Here is an 18,340-nt window from a genome sequence, read left to right as displayed (position 1 = left end):
AGTGTTCGGTAAGCGTAGCGGAACAGACACCGACTTTCGGGCGCCCAAGCCCGGCGCCGTGTCGCTCGAGCCTGCCCCGGCTCAGGCGCCGACGGTGTCGCGCGCCCCGCCTCCGCCGGCCGTCGCCTCGCCGCCGCTTGCGCCCGCCAAAGCTCCGCCGCCTCCGGCCATGGAGAGCCGGCGTTCGGACAATTATTACGAGGTCAAGGCGACCATCTTCGGCGCGCTGATCGAGGCCATCGACCTCGCCCAGCTCGCCAAGCTCGATTCGGAGTCCGCGCGCGAGGAAATCCGCGACATCGTCAACGAGATCATTGCGATCAAGAACATCGTGATGTCGATCGCCGAGCAGGAGGAGCTGCTCGACGACATCTGCAACGACGTCCTCGGCTACGGCCCGCTCGAGCCGCTGCTATCGCGCGACGACATCGCCGACATCATGGTCAACGGCGCCAACACCGTCTACATCGAGGTCGGCGGCAAGATCCAGCGCACCGGCATCCGCTTCCGCGACAACCAACAGCTTCTCAACATCTGCCAGCGCATCGTCAGCCAGGTCGGCCGGCGCGTCGACGAATCCTCGCCGATCTGCGACGCGCGCCTCGCCGATGGCTCCCGCGTCAACGCCATCGTGCCGCCGCTGTCGATCGACGGTCCCGCGCTCACCATCCGCAAATTCAAGAAGGACAAGCTGACGCTTGATCAGCTCGTCAAGTTCGGCGCGATCACGCCGGAAGGTGCCGAGATCCTCCAGATCATCGGTCGCGTCCGCTGCAACGTGCTGATTTCCGGCGGTACCGGCTCGGGCAAGACCACCCTGCTCAACTGCCTCACCAACTACATCGAGCACGACGAGCGCGTCATCACCTGCGAGGACGCCGCCGAGCTCCAGCTGCAGCAGCCCCACGTGGTGCGGCTGGAAACCCGCCCGCCCAACATCGAGGGCGAGGGCCAGGTCACGATGCGCGAACTGGTGCGCAACTGCCTGCGTATGCGCCCCGAACGCATCATCGTCGGCGAGGTCCGCGGACCCGAAGCCTTCGACCTGCTGCAGGCCATGAACACCGGCCACGACGGCTCGATGGGCACGCTGCACGCCAACAACCCGCGCGAGGCACTGTCGCGCTGCGAATCCATGATCACGATGGGCGGGTTCTCGCTGCCCTCGCGTACCATCCGCGAGATGATCTGCGCCTCGATCGACGTCATCATCCAGGCCGCGCGCCTGCGCGACGGTTCCCGCCGAATCACCCACATCACGGAGGTGATGGGCATGGAAGGCGACACCATCATCACCCAGGACATCTTCCTCTACGACATGGTCGGCGAGGACGCCAACGGCAAGATCATCGGCCAGCACCGCTCGACCGGCATTGGCCGTCCGAAGTTCTGGGAGCGCGCCCGCTACTACGGCGAAGAGAAGCGCCTCGCTGCGGCGCTCGACGCGGCGGAAGTCGCGCCGAAGACGTGAGCAGGTCAGCAGCGCCATGAACATTCAGGTCCTCGCCCTCGCCTTCCTCGCCACCGCAGCGGTCGGTGGCATCGCCTGGGTCTTTCTCTATCCGCTGCTGTCCGGGGAGCGAAAGGCGGAAAGCCGCCGCGCCTCGGTCGCGCGCGCCGAGGCGCCCACGGCCCGTCAGGCCGAGAAGACCCAGCGCTCGCGCCGCGAGCAGGTCGAGACCACGCTCAAGGACCTCGAGGCGCGGCGCGCCCAGGAGAAGAGCGTCCCGCTCAGCGTCCGCCTGTCGCAGGCCGGGCTCGACTGGACGCCCCAGAAATTCTGGATCGTGTCCGCCGTCGTGGCGGGCGTATTTTTCGCGGCCGCTGTGTTCGCGGGCGGCGGACTGATCGGCGCCGCCGGTCTTGCCTTTGCCGGCGGCTTCGGCCTGCCGCGCTGGGCACTCGGCTTCCTCAAGAAACGCCGCGAAACCAAGTTCCTGGCTGCACTGCCCGATGCGGTCGACGTGATCGTCCGCGGCATCAAGGCGGGCCTGCCCTTGTTCGAATCGATCAAGGTCGTGGCCGCCGATGCGCCCGAACCGCTGCGCAGCGAGTTCCTGGCCATCATCGAGACGCAGGCGATCGGCATGCCGCTGGGCGAGGCCTGCGCGCGGCTCTACGAGCGCATGCCGCTGCCGGAGGCCAATTTCTTCGGCATCGTGGTGTCGATCCAGCAGAAGTCGGGCGGCAACCTCTCCGAAGCGCTCGGTAACCTCTCCAAGGTGCTGCGCGACCGCAAGAAGATGAAGGAAAAGATCCAGGCGATGTCGATGGAAGCCAAGGCCTCGGCCGGCATCATCGGATCGCTGCCGCCGATCGTGATGTTCCTGGTCTATCTCACGACGCCGCAATACATCTCGGTGCTTTGGACTCATCCCACCGGCCAGCTGATGCTGGTCGGCTGCGTCGTCTGGATGTCGATCGGCATCCTGGTGATGAAGAAGATGATCAACTTCGATTTCTGACGGTGGCGTATGGTCGAATTCCTCGTCTCGAAACTGCACGACGTCCGTTTCATGACCATGCTGCTCGCGGCCATCGCCGCGAGTGCCACCGTCTATACGCTGGTGATGCCGTTGTTCGCCGGCGAGGGCCTCTCCAAGCGCATGAAGGCGGTGGCGAGCGAGCGTGAGCGCATCCGGCAGCGCGAGCGTGAGCGTCTCAACAAGAGCGAAAAGGTTTCGCTGCGCCAGACACCGAAGCAACTCGTCTCCAGGGTGGTCGAGGACTTCAACCTGACGAAATGGCTCGCGCAGGAAGCTGCGCGGGACAAGCTCATCATGGCAGGTTACCGCGGCCAGGCACCCTATATCACCTTCCTGTTTGCCCGCATGGTCGCCCCGATCGTGTTCCTGATCGGCTCGGCCCTCTACGTGTTCGTGATCGGAAACATGCAACAGGCGCTGCCGATCAAGATCGGCATCTGCCTCGGCGCCGCCTATCTCGGCCTCCAGGCGCCGATGCTGTTCCTCAGGAATGCGATCTCCAAGCGCCAACTCTCGATCAAGCGTGCGTTTCCCGACGCGCTCGACCTGCTCCTGATCTGCATCGAATCCGGCATGTCGGTCGAGATGGCATTCCGGAAGGTTGCGAACGAAATCGTGGGCCAGTCGATCGCGCTGTCGGAGGAGTTCACCCTGACCACCGCCGAGCTGTCCTATTTGCAGGATCGCAAGGTCGCCTACGAGAACCTGGCACGGCGTACCGGGCTCGAGGGCGTCAAGTCGGTGTGTCTGGCGCTGCAGCAGGCGGAACGTTACGGCACCCCGCTCGGCCATTCCTTGCGCGTCATGGCGCAGGAGAATCGCGACATGCGCATGAACGAGGCCGAGAAGAAGGCGGCCGCGCTGCCGCCGAAGCTCACGGTGCCGATGATCCTGTTCTTCTTACCGGTGCTGTTCGTGGTCATTCTCGGACCCACCGCCATCAAGGTCACCGAGATGCAGTGAGCCGGGCTGGACCCATACGCTCTGCCACCAAGGCCAGGAAGTCAGATGATCAGTCGGGCTGGCTCAGCGAAGCGATCGGCGTCCGCTTCGGCGCGCCGCGCGGGGCGTCGCTGCGGCTCAGCATTTCCTTGAGATAGGCGACATTGGCCGCAGCCTGGTCCGGCGGCAGGTCCGCCTTGACGATGGCCTCCGCTTCCGCGAAGCGGCCCTGCAGACCGACGACCAAGCCGAGGTTCTGCCGCACCCGGGCGCCGGCACGCGGCGAGGCATGGGCCTGCCGTAGCGCCTCTTCCGCCTTCGGCAGCTCTTTCGACAGCATGTAGGACAGGCCGAGGTTTGAGAGCACGCCGGGATCACCCGGTGCGATCTTCAGCGCGCTCGCGTAATAGGATCGCGCCTCCTCATGACGGCCCATCTGGTCCAGCGCGGTGCCCTGCACAGAGAGCAGGCGCCAGTCCGGATTGTCGGGCGAATGCGCCTTCGACAGCACGTCGAAGGCCTGCTGGAAATTGCCGTTGTCGGCGAGTGCGCGGCCGTATTGAGCGAGCAGCGCCTTGTTGCCGGGGTTGGCGATGGTCGCCTGCTCGAGCACGGCGGCCGCCTGGGCGCGTTGGCCGTTGGCGCGCAAGGCCTGTCCATAGGCGAGTGCGGCGTCGGCATCCCGGGGATTGGCGCGGTAGCGCTCGCCATAGGCTTCGACCGCACGCGCCGGATCGGTCGGCGCGCGATCGGCGGAGGCCGCATCCGCCTGGGGGCCGACCGAGCCCGTCACCTCGGAGAGCTTCGACATGGCCGTGCAGCCGCCGAGGCCCATCGCAACCGTCGCGACCAGCGACGTGGAAGCAAGTAGCCGGGTAAGCCTGATCCGTTGACGCATGACGCTTTGACTCTCGAGCTGCTCGATCGAGCCGAACGCGTCAGCAATAGAATGTTAACCCTAACGGCCGGTTAACGGCGCTATCCGACGTGCTCCTCTCGCGCCGGCGGTTGTTGCGGAGGCGCGCCTCCGCCGAGGCCGAGATCGGGGCCGAGCGCCTTCACCTGCTGGTCCAGCTCCCGCAGCAATTGCAGTCTCTGCCGCGCCCGCCGTCGAACGTCGATCCCCTCGCGAGGCAGCCGCGGCACCTGGCGCAGGAAGTCGTGACGGTTGATCAGGCCTCTCCCGTAGAGCTCATCGAGCTGAGCGCGATCGATGCCGAGCACGTCGGCGGATTGCTCGATCAATTGGCCGAGCAGCGTTCTCACCGCGGCGAGCACGTCGACATCGAATCCCGGCCCGGATCTCGCGGCCTTGCGCTCGAGCTCCGCCCAGGCATGGGCCGAGACGACGTAGGCGTAGAGCGCATTCGCCCAGTTCGGCTCCGCCTCATCGTAGAAGCTGCCACGCATGAACAGCCGGCGGACGATCGCCGCGACCTGGTCGCGTGTCAGCGCGCCGGATGAGGCGGCCGCGATCGCCGACTGGACGGCCGGATCACGGGAAAAGTCGCGTCCCGCGGGCAGCCTGATGACCCCGCCCGGCAGGTTGGAATCGAGTGGCCCGAAGGCCGCATCGTTGCGGAGCCTCGAATAGCGGGTGATCGCGAAGCGGTGCTCCGTGCGGCCGGCATGGGACGCGGGGCCGAAATGGACGAGGTTGAAGCCGGCATCGTCACCGGCCTGCCCGGTCGAGGACGGACAGGAGAGCACGTAGATCGTGCGCCAGAACGCCTCACCGCTGTCGCTCGACGTCGCACGCGGATCGGGGATGGAATAACGGGTCAGCCCCTCGACATGGCGATGACCGTGCAGAACCAGATCGACGTTGAGCGAGGTGGCGGCCTCGAGGAAGGTCGCGGGTGCGGCGAGATACATCAGCGGCTCGTCGGGCACGCCGAGAAAGCGCTTTCCTTCGCCGGTCGCCTGCGGCAGCGGATGATGGTGCAGGGCCAGCACGCGGACCAGGTTGTCCACGGGCTCGGCATAGTCGGCGCGCCCGGCAGAACCGATGCTCCCCGCGAGCTCGGCGCTCAGCCGGGCGGAATCGGCGACCATCGCCTTGTAGGCGCTCTCGCCGATCTTGCCGCTCGCGAGCGCCATGAGGCTTGCGCGATTGGAATCGAGCAGCACCAGGTCGAGGCCGGCCTGGCGGTAATAGACGCTCTTCGCGCTCCGCGGCAGGTGCAGGTAATCGTAGGCGTCGTGACGGCCCGCACGCTGGCTCGGCCGCTTGACGTCGTGATTGCCGGCTACGGCCTGGATGTCGGTGAACAGCCCGGTCTGCCGGAAGGATGCGATGACGGCGAGCGCCTCGTCGAGTGCGCGCGGCGTCGGATCGTCCACCAGGTCGCCCGTGATCAGCAGGATGCGATCGGGAACATTCGTGGCACCCGCCATCTTCTCGCAAATCGCGGCCCTGAGCGTCTCGATGGCCGGAAGCAGCCGGCCCGACCCGTCCAGATGCAGGTCGGAAATCTGCGCAACAACGAACGATCTATCCATTTTGCGCCGCTCATCTGCAATGCTGCGCCGCCCAAACAGTAAGAAAAATGCTTCGACGAACGGATTCGGCCGTATCGATCTAACCTGGGCAGGCACCGTGCTGCTGCGGTCTGCGTTCGGGTCACGCAGAGCGAGCGGCACAATCTAGAATATTCTCAGATAATGCCACAACCAAAACGCTAGTAAAGCCCTGCGGCCGCGGCGTCGCGAACGGCAGCTCTCGGCGTCAGATACGAGATTTGTCCGAGGAGGGTTTCGTCTCGTCCGCTCAATATTCGATGGCAATCCGCTTGCGGATCTCGTCGACGCGCCTGTCGAGCGCATCGAAGCGCGCGTGGACGGAGCGGTCGTGGAGATAGAAGAGGTAGCCGCCGGCAAGGAACGCGAAGATCCAATGATGGTGCTCGACATAACCGAAGATCACCTCGATAGCCTGGCCGATGAACGTAACCACGCTCCACACAAACTCCATTGCATGTCCTCCCGGCGCGTTTGTCGTCGGTCGCCCCCGATTTCATTCTGGCGACCGTTGCCGGAACCTACCATGGCCCCCTTGAGGCGAGTAGCGGCTCGCATAACGGTGACGGCAAAGCCGATTGCAGCCGCGGCCAAACTCTGCGAAGTCTCGTCCGTTCGCATGACTCGCCTGAACTGACGATCCGGACCCGCCAATGCCTTCTGTCTTCGAGACGTCATCCACCGCCACCCCGATCACCTTCGTCGCCAAATCGAGCTGGGATCAGGTCGCCGAGACGCTGCCGCCGGCGCAACGCCAGTTCGCGCGCGCCAGCGCCTTTGCCGCAAAGCCGGGCGGCTATCTGGCGCTGCCCGCGACCGACGGCACCATTGCACAGGTGCTGTTCGGGCTCGAGGAGGAGAGCGCAAGATCGCGCGACCTGTTTCGGCCCGGCGCCCTGCCCGGCCTTTTGCCGCCGGGCACCTATCGGTTTGCCAATGCACCGCACGACGCACGGCTCGCGGCGCTCGCGTTCGCGCTGGGATGCTATCGCTTCGCCCGCTACCGTAAGGCTGATCGCCCCGAGGTCCGGCTGGTGCCGCCTGACGGTGTCGATGCGGCCGAGATCGAGCGGATTGCCGATGCCGCAATGCTCGCGCGCGACCTCATCAACACGCCCTCCAACGACATGGGCCCGGACGAGCTCGCCGCAGAGGCGCAAGCGCTCGCCGCCGAGTTCGGCGCGAGCTTCGCCTGCACCATCGGCGAAGAGCTGGCGAAGAGCTTTCCGCTGATCCACGCCGTCGGCATGGCCTCCAGCCGCGCGCCGCGGCTGATCGACATCGTCTGGGGCGATCCTGATCATCCCAAGGTGACACTGGTCGGCAAAGGCGTGTGCTTCGACACCGGCGGCCTGGACCTGAAGCCGTCGAGCGGCATGCTGATCATGAAGAAGGACATGGGCGGCGCCGCCAACGTGCTGGCGTTGGCGCGCATGGTGATGGATGCGAAGCTGAAGGTGCGGCTGCGCGTGCTGATCCCGGCGGTCGAGAACGCCGTCGCCGGCAATGCCTTCCGCCCGCTCGATATCTTCACCTCGCGCAAGGGGATCACGGTCGAGATCGGAAACACCGACGCCGAAGGCCGCCTCGTGCTCGCCGACGCGCTGGCGCTGGCCGACGAGGAGACGCCCGATCTGCTGATCGACCTGGGTACGCTGACCGGCGCGGCCCGCGTCGCGCTGGGACCGGATCTGCCGCCCTTCTACACCAATGATGAGACGCTGGCCTCCGACGTCGCGCGCTGCGCGGTGAAGGAGAACGATCCGTTGTGGCGCATGCCGCTGTGGCCGCCTTACGATGCCTGGCTGGACTCCAAGACCGCCACCATCACCAATGCACCATCGGGCGGTTTTGCCGGCTCGATCACCTGCGCCCTGTTCCTGCAACGCTTCGTCGAGCGCGCCAAGAGCTGGCTGCATGTCGATATCTTTGGCTGGACGCCGTCGGCGAAGCCGGCACGGCCCGAAGGCGGCGAGTGCCAGGCCGCGCGCGCCATCTACGCACTGCTGAGCGAGCGCTATGCATGACCCGCGGCTGACACCGGCGCGCGGCGACCTCGCCGCCAAATATCTCGAAGGTAAGGTGCAGGCGGATCGCTACGTCGCCGGCGAGGAATTCGAGGTGGTCGAAGCGATTGCGCCGGTGCGCGAGCAGCCGTCTTCCAACGCGATGCTGATGACGGAGGCCCTGCGCGGCGAACGTGTCACGGTCTACGACCGCAACGGCGAGGGTTGGGCGTGGGGCCAGCTCAATGGCGATGGCTATGTCGGCTGGCTGCCGGATGCGGCGCTCGCAAAGCCGGCGGCCGCCCCAACTCACTTGGTCAGCGCGCTGCGGACGTTTGCGTTCCCCGGACCCTCGATCAAGCTGCCACCGGCCGACACGCTCGTGATGGGATCGAGGCTCGCCGTGGCGCGCCAGGACGGCGGCTTCGCCGTGACGCACGACGGCAGATATCTGCCGAGATCGCATCTCGCTCCGCTCGATCACCGCGAAGCGGATTTCGTCGCGGTCGCCGAGCGCTTCCTCGGCACGCCCTATCTCTGGGGCGGCAAGAGCAGCTTTGGCATCGATTGCTCCGGCCTCGTCCAGGTCTCGCTGGCATCGACCGGGATCGGCTGCCCGCGCGACAGCGACATGCAGCTCGCTGGTCTCGGCCGTGCGCTGGAGCCGCATGAATGGAGCAGCTTGCAGCGCGGCGATCTGATCTTCTGGAAAGGTCATGTCGCGATCGTGCGCGATGCCGCCACCATGGTTCACGCCAATGCGCATCACATGGCAACGGTGATCGAGCCGATCGAGCCGGCGATCGCGCGGATCAAGGCGGCCGGCAGCGAGGTCGTTGCGATCAAGCGGCTGTAGCCGCGCACCTTGTAGATGGGTAGAGCGCAGCTACGTCGCCACCGCCCCATTCCCGGCCGTTTCCAGCCGGAACGCGGCCGCGAACAGCGCGCGGGTGTAGTCCGTCTTCGGATTCCTGAACAGCTCGGCGGCCTGGCCTTCCTCGACCACCTTGCCGCCGCGCATCACGATGAGGTGGCTGGCGAGCGAGGCGACGACGCGCAAATCGTGCGAGATGAACATGTAGGTGAGCTCGCGCTTGCGCTGCAGCTCGCGCAACAGATCGACCATCTGCGCCTGGAACAGCATGTCGAGTGCGCTGGTCGGCTCGTCGAGCACGACAAAATCCGGCTCCAGCACGATCGCGCGCGCGATCGAGATGCGCTGACGCTGGCCGCCGGAGAATTCGTGCGGATAGCGGAAGCGCGTCTCCGGATTGAGCCCGACATCCTCGAGCGCCTTGACGACGCGCGCCTCGCGTTCTTCGCGCGAGAGCTTCGGCTGATGTACGGACAAGCCTTCGGCGATGATGTCGGCGACCGACATACGCGGTGAGAGCGAGCCGAACGGATCCTGGAACACGATCTGCATGTCGCGCCGGAAGGGACGCATCTCCTGGAAACGCAGGCCCTGGATGTCTTTCCCTAAGAACACGATGCGGCCGTTCGAGGAGATCAGCCGCAGCAGCGCCAGTCCCAGCGTCGTCTTGCCCGAGCCGGATTCGCCGACCACGCCGAGCGTCTCGCCCTTGCGTACGGCGACGCTGACGCCGTCGACCGCCTTGATGTGGCCGACCGTCTTGCGCATCAGGCCGCGCTTGATCGGGAACCAGACTTTGAGATCATCGGCCGACATCACCACCGGCGCATCCGGCTGCGGCGGCGCCGGATCGGGCTTGGGCTCGGCCGCGAGCAGGTCGCGCGTATAGGGGTGTTTCGGGGTCTTGAAGACCTGCTCGACCGGCCCCTGCTCGACGATCGCGCCGCCCTTCATGACGCAGACGGTGTCGGCGATGCGGCGCACGATGCCGAGATCGTGGGTGATGAACAACAGGCTCATGCCCAGCCGCGAGCGGATCTCGGCGAGCAGCGCCAGGATCTGCGCCTGCACGGTGACGTCGAGCGCGGTGGTCGGCTCGTCCGCGATCAGAAGGTCCGGCTCGTTGGCGAGCGCCATCGCGATCATCACGCGCTGGCGCTGGCCGCCGGAGAGCTGGTGCGGATAGCTGTTCAGCCGGGTCTCCGGATCGGGAATACCGACCTGGGTCAGCAGCTCCAGCGTCCGCTTGCGCGCCTGCGCATTGCTGGTCGGATTGTGCAGCTGGATGATCTCGCCGATCTGCGCCTCGATCGTGTGCAGCGGATTGAGCGAGGTCATCGGCTCCTGGAAGATGATGGAGATGTCGCTGCCCCTGAGCTCGCGCATCTGCTGCTCGGATTGGTCGATCAGCTCCTGCCCCTTGAAGCGGATGCTGCCGGAGGGGTGGGAGGCGTTCGGATAGGGCAGCAGCTTCAGGATCGAGAGCGCGCTGACCGACTTGCCGGAACCGGATTCGCCGACCAGCGCGACGCATTCGCCGCGCTTGATCTGGAACGAGACCTTGTCGACCGCGAGCGTGGTGGCGCCCCCCTGATGGAAAGCCACCGAGAGATCGCGCACGCTGAGTAGAGGCTGGTTGATCGCGTCCATGTGCCTTACCTGAACGTCTTGCGCGGATCGAAGGCGTCGCGCACGGCTTCGCCGATGAAGATCAGGAGCGACAGCATGATCGCGACCGAGAAGAAGCCGGAGAAGCCGAGCCACGGCGCCTGCACATTGGCCTTGGCCTGCGACAGCAGCTCGCCAAGGGAAGGCGACCCCGGTGGCAGGCCGAAGCCGAGGAAATCGAGCGCCGTCAGCGTCATCACCGAGCTCGACACGATGAACGGCAGGAACGTCATGGTCGCGACCATCGCGTTCGGCAGCAGGTGGCGGAACATGATCACCGGGTTGGAAACGCCGAGCGCCCGCGCCGCCTGGATGTATTCGAAATTGCGCCCGCGCAGGAACTCGGCTCGCACGAGGCCGACCAGCGAGACCCAGGAGAACAGCAGCAAGATGCCGAGCAGCACGAAGAAGCCGGGTACGAGCACCGAGGACAGGATCAGGAGTAGATAGAGCGAGGGAATCGCGGTCCAGATCTCGATGAAGCGCTGGAAGATCAGATCGACCCACCCGCCGAAATAGCCCTGCACCGCGCCCGCCGCGATGCCGATGACGGACGAGACGATGGTGAGACAAAGGCCGAACAGCACGGAGATGCGGAAGCCGTAGATCAGCCGCGCCACCACGTCGCGACCCTGATCGTCGGTCCCGAGCCAATTGTATTCGAGATCGCGGCAGCTCGTCAGCCCCTTCTTCTCGACCACCGGCTTGCACTGCTTCTCCGTCAGCATCCAGGTCGGCGGCGACGGCGCCGGCGTCGGCAAATCGAGATTATGGGTGTCGTACGAGTAGCGGATCAACGGCCAGACGATGGTGCCGCCCTTTTCCTTGATCAGCCTCTGCAAGTACGGGTCGCGGTAGTCAGCCGCCGTCTCGAAATCGCCACCGAAGGTCGTCTCCGAATAGGTGACGAAGGCCGGCCAATAGAGACGGCCATCGAACTTGATCAGGAAGGGCCGATCATTGGCAATCAGCTCGGCGAACAGCGAAATCACGAACAGGCCGATGAAGATCCAGAACGACCAGTAGCCGCGGCGGTTCGCCTTGAAGTTCTGCCAGCGCCGCCGGTTGAGCGGCGAAGGCGCAAACGGCTTGCGCGTGATCGGAACGACATCGCCGAGCGGCGACTTCGCTGTGGTCTCGATCGGCGTCGACGCGGTGATCGTCATCAGACCTCCCGCGCTTCGAAATCGATCCGGGGGTCGATCCACATATAGGTCAGGTCGGAGATCAGGTTGATGACGAGGCCGACCAGCGAAAAGATGTAGAGCGTGCCGAACACCACGGGATAGTCGCGGTTGAGCACGCTCTCGAAGCTGAGCAGCCCGAGCCCGTCCAGCGAGAAGATGGTCTCGATCAGCAGCGAGCCGGAAAAGAAGGCGTGGATGAAAGTGCCGGGGAAGCCGGCGATCACGATCAGCATCGCGTTGCGGAAGACGTGGCCGTAGAGCACCCGGTTCTCGCTGCAGCCCTTGGCGCGCGCGGTCATGACGTATTGCTTGCGGATCTCGTCCAGGAACGAGTTCTTGGTCAGGAACGTCATGGTGGTGAAGGCACCCAGCCCCATGGCGATCAGCGGCAGCGTCAGATGCCAGAAATAATCGATGATCTTCCAATACCAGGGAAACTGCGACCAGCCGTCCGAGGTGAGTCCGCGCAGCGGGAACCAGTTGAAGAAGGAGCCGCCGGCAAACAGGATGATGAGGAGGATGGCGAACAGAAAACCGGGGATGGCGTAGCCGAGCACGAGTACCGTCGAGGTCCAGGTGTCGAAGCGCGCCCCGTCGTTCACGGCCTTGCGAATGCCGAGCGGGATCGAGATCAGATACGTCACAAGCGTCAGCCAGAGGCCAAGCGAGATCGAGACGGGCAGCTTCTCCTTGATGAGCTGGAGCACGCTGACGTCGCGAAAATAGCTCTTGCCGAAATCGAAGCGGGCGAAGTTCCACACCATCAGCAGGAAGCGTTCCGGCGCGGGCTTGTCGAAGCCGAACTGCACCTCCAGCTTCTTGATGAAATCAGGGTCGAGGCCCTGCGCGCCGCGATATTTCGAGTTGATGGCATCGCCGCCGGCACCGACCTGTCCGGGCGCGCGCTGCGCAAAATCGCTGCCGCCGGAAATACGCGAGGTCCCGCCGGTATCGGCACCCGAGAGCTGCGCGATTACGCGCTCGACCGGGCCGCCCGGCGCGAATTGCACGACGACAAAGGACACGAAGAGGATTCCGAGCAGCGTCGGAATCATCAGCAGGATGCGGCGGGCGATATAGGCGCTCATGGCTATTTTGCCTGCTCGAGCTTGGCCGCCTTGGCGGGCTCATACCACCAGATCTCCGGCGCGCCGACGCCATTGGCATAGCGCGGCAGCTTCTGCGGATGGCCGAACTGATCCCAATAGGCCAGCCGGTGCGTCTTGTTGTACCATTGCGGTACCCAATAGCGACCGGCGCGGAACAGGCGATCGAACGCGCGGCAGGCGACGGTCAGCTCTTCGCGGCTGTCGGCCGCCATGATCTTCTCGATCATGGCATCGATCGCCGGACTGGCGACGCCGGCGAGATTGTACGAGCCCTTGGTGTTTGCGACCTGCGAGGAAAAGAATGCGCGCATGGCATCGCCTGGTGTCGCCGACATGCTGAAGCGCTGGATCGTCAGGTCGAAATCAAAATCTTCCTGCCGGGCCTTGTGCTGTACGGCATCGACGAGGCGCACGCTCGCTTCGATGCCGAGCGTCGCGAGATTCTTGATGTAAGGCGCGTGGTGCGGCTGAAACGAGGGCTCGTCCAGCAGGAACTCGATCTTGAACACCTCGCCGTTCGGCAGTACCCGCTTGCCGTCCTTGATGGGAACGCCGGCCTCGGTCAGCAATTGCTGCGCCTTGCGGAGAAGGCTGCGATCCTGACCGGAGCCGCCAGAGGTCGGCGGCGTGAACGGCGCCGCAAACACCTCGTCGGGAACCTGGCCGCGAAACGGCTCCAGCAGCTTCAGCTCTTCCGGCGAAGGCGGCGCATTGCCCGCCATGAGGTCCGAATTCTGGAACGGCGACACCGTACGGGCATAAGCGCCGTACATGATGGTCTTGTTGGTCCATTCGAAATCGAAAGCGTTGATCAGCGCCTCGCGCACGCGGGGGTCTTTGAATTTGTCGCGCCGCGTATTGATGAACCAACCTTGCGCACCGGAGGGCGTATCGTCGGGCACGACCTCCATCTTGACACGGCCGTCCTTGACCGCGGGGAAGTCATAGCGCGTCGCCCAGATGCGCGAAGTGAACTCCTCGCGGTAGAGATAGCTCTTGCCGGTAAAGCCCTCGAAGGCGACGTCGCGGTCGCGGTAGAATTCGTAGCGGACGACATCGAAGTTGTAGCTGCCGCGGCAGGGCGGGAGATCAGCGGCCCACCAGTCCTTCACGCGCTCGAACTCGATGTAGCGATTGACCTCGAACCTGCCGACCCTGTACGGGCCCGAGCCGAGCGGAATCTCCAGCGACGATTCATCGAACGGGCGGGACGCGTAGTACGCCTTCGAGAAGATCGGCAGGCTGGCGACATAGAGCGGCACGTCGCGCGCACGCCCCTTGGCAAAGGTGACCACGAGCGTCGCATCGTCGAGGGCTTCCGCGCTGACCATGTCGCGCATCTGCACGATGATCAGCGGATGCCCCTTGGTCTTCAGCGTCGTCAGCGAAAAAGCTGCATCGTGGGCCGTGAGCCTGGTCCCGTCGTGGAACTTCGCTTCCGGCCGCATCATGAAGCGATAGACCAGCTTGTCCGGCGATATTTGCACGGATTTGGCGGCCAGCCCGTACATTGCGTCAGGCTCGTCACTTGCCCGGACCATCAGCGGCGAAAACGTCATGTCCATACCTTGTGCGCCGTCGCCTTTCAGGATGAAGGCGTTGAGCGAGTTGAAGGTCTGGTAGGACTGATTGTAGGCGCGCACCGACGGGATCAGCGAGAACGTGCCGCCTTTCGGCGCATCGACATTGACATAGTCGAAATGATGGAAGTCGGCGGGATATTTGAGATCGCCGAACGCCGACATGCCGTGCGCCTCGATCGCCGCTTCCGATGCTCGTGCGCCGCGCAACGGCTGCGCACCCAGCGACGCCCCGAGGGCGCCGCCAACACCCAAGACCAGCACATGGCGGCGTGACATCTGCGTCATGCGGGAATTGTCCTTCACGACTTCTTTGCGATCCGCGCCGCCTTGTCTGCGTCGTACCACCAGATGAACGGGAAGCCCGACTGACCGTATTTGGGCAGTTCCGCCGGCCGGCCAAAGCGATCCCAGCGTGCGGTGCGGACCTTGTTGTAGGTCCATTGCGGAACGACGTAGTGATTCCACAACAGCACGCGGTCGAGTGCCTTGGTGGCCGCGACGAGATCGTCGCGATCAGTGGCGTAGATCACCCGCTCGATCAGCTTGTCGACGGCCGGATTCTTGATGCCGGCGATGTTGCGCGAGCCGGCGATGTCGGCCGACTTGGACGACCAGAACTCGCGCTGCTCGTTGCCCGGCGATTGCGATTCGCCCCACGAGTTCGTGACGATGTCGAAGTCCCACTCGCGCGTCCTGTTCTCATATTGAGTCGGATCGACCGTCCGCACGCTCACGGCAATGCCGAGCCGCTCCAGCGACGGCTTGTAGAACAGCGTAATTCGTTCGAAGCTGGGATCCGAGTTGAGCAGTTCCAGCGAGAACTGGGCGCCGGTCTTGACGTCGATCAGCTTGCGGTCGCGCACCTCGTAGCCGGCCTCCTTGAACAGGCGCAGCGCCTCACGCAGATTGTCACGCACCGCTTCCGGGTTGCCTCCTACCGGATTGGTATAGGCCGTCGTGAAGACTTCGGGCGGCACCTCGGCGCGAATCGTCTCGAGGATCTCCAGCTCTTTTCCCTGCGGCAATCCGGTTGCCATCAGCTCGTCGATGCCGTCGAAATAGCTGCTGATGCGCTTGTACTGACCGAAGAAGATCTGCTTGTTCATCTCCTCGAAGTCGAACGCGTAGTTGAGCGCACGACGAACACGCGGATCGCTGAACTTGGCGCGGCGCAGGTTCGGCACGAAGGCCTGCATCACGCCCGAGCTGCGATTGGCGAACTCCTCGAGGATTACCCGCTTTTCGGTCACGGCCGGGAAATCGTAGGCGGTCGCCCAGCTCTTCGCGCTGTTCTCGGTACGCCAATCCACCTGGTCGGCCTTGAAGGCCTCGATCGCAACGGTGCCGTCGCGAAAATATTCGTAGCGCAGCTCGTCGAAATTGTTGCGGCCCACATTTATGGGAAGATCGCGACCCCAATAGTCCTTGACGCGCTCCAGCGCGATCGACCGTCCTGCAACGAAATCCTTGATCTTGTAGGGACCGGACCCGAGCGGCACTTCGAGCGTGGTGGTGGACACATCGCGCTTGCGGCCCTGCGCATCGGTCCCCTCCCACCAATGCTTCGGCAGCACGATGAGCTGCCCGACGATCTGCGGCAGTTCGCGATTGCCGGGCGCGTCGAACACGAACTTCACCTCGCGCTCGCCGACCTTCTCGGCCTTCACCACATGGCTGTAATAGGCCGAGTACATCGGATGGTGCTTCTTGAAGGAATCGAGCGAGAAGATCACGTCCTCCGGCGTGACGGGCTTGCCGTCGTGCCATTTGGCTTGCGGCCGCAGGCGATAGCTGACGAAGGAAAAATCGTCGGGATGGCTGACCGCTTCGGCCAGCGCGCCGTATTCGGTCGAGACCTCGTCAAGAGACTGCGTCAGGAGCGATTCGTAGATGAATGCGACAGCGCCGGCGACCTGGCCCTTCACGCCCGAGACGACGATGTTGAAATTGTCGAACGTGCCGACGGCGATCTGGCGCGCCACGCCGCCTTTGGGCGCGTCCGGATTGACGTAGTCGAAGCGCTTGAAGTCGGCGGGATACTTGACCTTTCCGAACAGGGACAGCGCGTGGCGCCAAGGCAACCCATTAGAAGGCAGCTCGCTTGCCGATTGCGCCTGTGCCGTGCCGGCGACGGGAACGCCCGCGACGGAACCAAGGGCTGGAAGCGCTGCCGCAGCAGTGCCGGTGAGCAGGAGATCGCGTCGGGTAATGGCCAAATCAACATCCCTGTCTTGAAGGAGGCTACTCCTTTAAGTTCCCAATATAGGCGAGGTTTCGACGGAATATGTTGCTTTTTCCTCATCTTGGAAGTCCGGCCGGCCTAACGGATGCGGCCAAACGCCCCGATAACGTCGTTGCGAGGCCCGGATAAGAAAACGGCCAGGCTTTTCAGCCTGGCCGCATTCCGAAGAATGCTCTGGAAGCCTTACTTAGACGCGGTCGGCAGCGGCTGCGGATGCTCCGACAGCGAGTTCAGATAGGCAATGACGTCGGCGCGCTCGGAATCCTTCGGAATGCCGGCGAAGCCCATGGCAGTGCCCGGGATGAAGCCCTTCGGGTTGGCAATGAACTTGTTGAGGTCGTCGAAGGTCCAGGTGCCGCCCTTTGCCTTCATGGCAGCCGAGAAGTTGAAGCCGCCACGGCCCTCACCCCGCTTCTCGCCGACCACGCCATAGAGGTTCGGACCGACGCGATTGGGGCCACCCTTCTCGAAGGTGTGACAGGCGCCGCACTTCTTGGCGGCGGCAGCGCCCTTCTCGATGGAGGCAGTCTGGAGCAGCTTTTCGATCGGCTCGGAGGAGGCTGCGGCGGCGCCACCTTCCTTGCCATGGCCAGCGTCTTCCTTCACCGCGATCTCGAAGCCCGGCTTTTCCGGCATCTTGGGGGAGAACAGTGCACTCGCGGTGAAGCTCGTCACCAGCAGGAAGAGACAGGTGCCGAGCACGGCACCGAGAATCTTATTGAGTTCGAAAGAGTCCATTTCCGGCCAGGCCCCACCGCAAGAAGGAAACAGCGGCCCAAGCGGCCGCCAGGACGAGCCTCGGGAGAATCAAACGTTCCTTATTGTTTCCCCGAGTTTTGCCATTGAGATATCGGTTTGCCCGGGGTCTGGCAACCCGTATAAGCGAGCCGGCTTCAGGCCCGTCCCCATCCCATTTCCCGGTGCGGAAAACGCTCCGTTTTCAGGCTCTTGACCCCAGACCTTTGAACCCAATGATCGACCCCCGCATCCTGGTTCTGATCCCGGCCCGCATGGCGGCCACCCGCCTGCCCGGCAAGCCGCTCGCCGATATCGCGGGACTGCCGATGATCGTGCATGTGCTGCGCCGCGCAGAGGCCGCTGCAATCGGCCGGGTTGCGGTCGCGACCGACACCGACGAAATCGCCTCGGTCGTGACCGCCCATGGCGGTGAGGCAGTGATGACCCGCGCCGACCACCCCTCCGGCTCCGACCGCATCCACGAAGCCATGCAGAAGCTCGATCCCGAGGGCAAGGCCGAGATCGTGATCAATCTCCAGGGCGATTTCCCGACCATCACGCCGCAGACCATCCGCGAGGTGCTGCCCCCCTTCGACGATCCCGCGGTCGACATCGTCACATTGGCCTCGCAGATCCACACCGAGGAGGAGGACCTCGCGCCGAGCGTGGTGAAGGCGATCGGTTCGCCGATCGGGCCGAAGCGGTTGCGGGCACTTTATTTCACCCGGGCCACAGCCCCTTACGGCAACGGACCGCGATACCATCACATCGGGCTTTATGCCTATCGCCGCGCGGCGCTGGAGCGGTTCGTATCGCTGCCGCCGTCGCCCCTGGAACGTCAGGAGAGCCTGGAGCAGCTCCGGGCGGTGGAGGCCGGCATGCGGATCGACATCATGATCGTCGATAGCGTGCCTCGCGGCGTCGACACGCCGCCCGATCTCGAAACCGCGCGCAGCATCCTTTCCAAATCCTGAGCCGCTGCTAC

Annotated in this window: 15 protein-coding genes; 6 read left to right on the top strand and 9 right to left on the bottom strand. The window is 64.5% G+C overall.

Features of this window, described 5'->3' with window-relative positions; translation table 11 throughout:
- Position 1 precedes the first annotated feature (1 nt).
- The 3 genes from ACNJYA_RS05970 to ACNJYA_RS05960 are packed head-to-tail and all read left to right on the top strand — an operon-like array spanning position 2 to position 3,449.
- Positions 2-1,471, top strand: a complete 1,470-nt coding sequence (locus ACNJYA_RS05970; protein ID WP_172784915.1) for a CpaF family protein — start codon at positions 2-4, stop codon at positions 1,469-1,471.
- 16 nt (positions 1,472-1,487) lie between these two features.
- Positions 1,488-2,465 (top strand): type II secretion system F family protein, encoded by a 978-nt coding sequence (locus ACNJYA_RS05965; protein ID WP_260382039.1) that lies wholly within the window; start codon positions 1,488-1,490, stop codon positions 2,463-2,465.
- Between the two features lie 9 nt (positions 2,466-2,474).
- On the top strand, positions 2,475-3,449 hold the full coding sequence (locus tag ACNJYA_RS05960; protein ID WP_172784917.1) for a type II secretion system F family protein: 975 nt from the start codon (positions 2,475-2,477) through the stop codon (positions 3,447-3,449).
- Positions 3,450-3,498: 49 nt separating this feature from the next.
- Here ACNJYA_RS05960 and ACNJYA_RS05955 read toward each other — a convergent pair whose 3' ends face one another.
- The 3 genes from ACNJYA_RS05955 to ACNJYA_RS05945 all read right to left on the bottom strand — a co-directional run bounded on the left by ACNJYA_RS05955 (position 3,499) and on the right by ACNJYA_RS05945 (position 6,402).
- Complete coding sequence (locus ACNJYA_RS05955; RefSeq protein ID WP_439402226.1) at positions 3,499-4,326, bottom strand: tetratricopeptide repeat protein; 828 nt, start codon at positions 4,324-4,326, stop codon at positions 3,499-3,501.
- A gap of 80 nt (positions 4,327-4,406) precedes the next feature.
- The gene (locus tag ACNJYA_RS05950; RefSeq protein WP_439402225.1) at positions 4,407-5,930 is read right to left on the bottom strand and encodes a metallophosphoesterase family protein; all 1,524 of its coding nucleotides are present in this window, start codon (positions 5,928-5,930) and stop codon (positions 4,407-4,409) included.
- A 268-nt stretch (positions 5,931-6,198) separates the two neighbouring features.
- Positions 6,199-6,402 (bottom strand): hypothetical protein, encoded by a 204-nt coding sequence (locus ACNJYA_RS05945; protein ID WP_172784920.1) that lies wholly within the window; start codon positions 6,400-6,402, stop codon positions 6,199-6,201.
- 199 nt (positions 6,403-6,601) lie between these two features.
- Between ACNJYA_RS05945 and ACNJYA_RS05940 the strand changes: the two genes are divergently transcribed.
- Together ACNJYA_RS05940 and ACNJYA_RS05935 are read left to right on the top strand one after the other, a co-directional pair.
- Positions 6,602-7,975, top strand: a complete 1,374-nt coding sequence (locus ACNJYA_RS05940) for a leucyl aminopeptidase family protein (protein WP_439402224.1) — start codon at positions 6,602-6,604, stop codon at positions 7,973-7,975.
- Positions 7,968-8,810, top strand: coding sequence for a C40 family peptidase (locus tag ACNJYA_RS05935; RefSeq protein ID WP_439365671.1), 843 nt, complete (start codon positions 7,968-7,970; stop codon positions 8,808-8,810). Before ACNJYA_RS05940 ends, ACNJYA_RS05935 begins: the two co-directional genes overlap by 8 nt.
- A gap of 30 nt (positions 8,811-8,840) precedes the next feature.
- On the opposite strand, the gene ACNJYA_RS05930 is transcribed toward ACNJYA_RS05935, so the two are convergent.
- The 6 genes from ACNJYA_RS05930 to ACNJYA_RS05905 all read right to left on the bottom strand — a co-directional run bounded on the left by ACNJYA_RS05930 (position 8,841) and on the right by ACNJYA_RS05905 (position 17,355).
- Positions 8,841-10,478 (bottom strand): ABC transporter ATP-binding protein, encoded by a 1,638-nt coding sequence (locus tag ACNJYA_RS05930; protein WP_439402223.1) that lies wholly within the window; start codon positions 10,476-10,478, stop codon positions 8,841-8,843.
- Between the two features lie 5 nt (positions 10,479-10,483).
- The gene (locus tag ACNJYA_RS05925; protein ID WP_439402222.1) at positions 10,484-11,662 is read right to left on the bottom strand and encodes an ABC transporter permease; all 1,179 of its coding nucleotides are present in this window, start codon (positions 11,660-11,662) and stop codon (positions 10,484-10,486) included.
- Positions 11,662-12,771 (bottom strand): microcin C ABC transporter permease YejB, encoded by a 1,110-nt coding sequence (locus tag ACNJYA_RS05920; RefSeq protein WP_172784925.1) that lies wholly within the window; start codon positions 12,769-12,771, stop codon positions 11,662-11,664. Before ACNJYA_RS05920 ends, ACNJYA_RS05925 begins: the two co-directional genes overlap by 1 nt.
- A 2-nt stretch (positions 12,772-12,773) precedes the next feature.
- The gene (locus tag ACNJYA_RS05915; RefSeq protein WP_439402221.1) at positions 12,774-14,660 is read right to left on the bottom strand and encodes an extracellular solute-binding protein; all 1,887 of its coding nucleotides are present in this window, start codon (positions 14,658-14,660) and stop codon (positions 12,774-12,776) included.
- A 14-nt stretch (positions 14,661-14,674) separates the two neighbouring features.
- Entirely contained in the window at positions 14,675-16,591 is a 1,917-nt protein-coding gene (locus ACNJYA_RS05910) for an extracellular solute-binding protein (RefSeq protein WP_439365669.1), read from the bottom strand.
- Positions 16,592-16,800: 209 nt separating this feature from the next.
- A complete protein-coding gene (locus ACNJYA_RS05905) occupies positions 16,801-17,355 on the bottom strand; it encodes a c-type cytochrome (protein WP_439365668.1) in 555 nt (184 codons plus the stop codon).
- A gap of 233 nt (positions 17,356-17,588) precedes the next feature.
- Here ACNJYA_RS05905 and ACNJYA_RS05900 point away from each other — a divergent pair, with 233 nt between their 5' ends.
- Positions 17,589-18,329: a 3-deoxy-manno-octulosonate cytidylyltransferase gene (locus ACNJYA_RS05900; RefSeq protein WP_172784929.1), complete on the top strand. Its 741-nt coding sequence runs from the start codon at positions 17,589-17,591 to the stop codon at positions 18,327-18,329.
- Positions 18,330-18,340: the final 11 nt, after the last annotated feature.

This window comes from Bradyrhizobium sp. BLXBL-01 (assembly GCF_051853025.1).
Lineage (GTDB): Bacteria > Pseudomonadota > Alphaproteobacteria > Rhizobiales > Xanthobacteraceae > Bradyrhizobium.
Note: the sequence above shows the minus strand (reverse complement) of the source record. Positions and strands in the feature narration are given on the sequence as shown.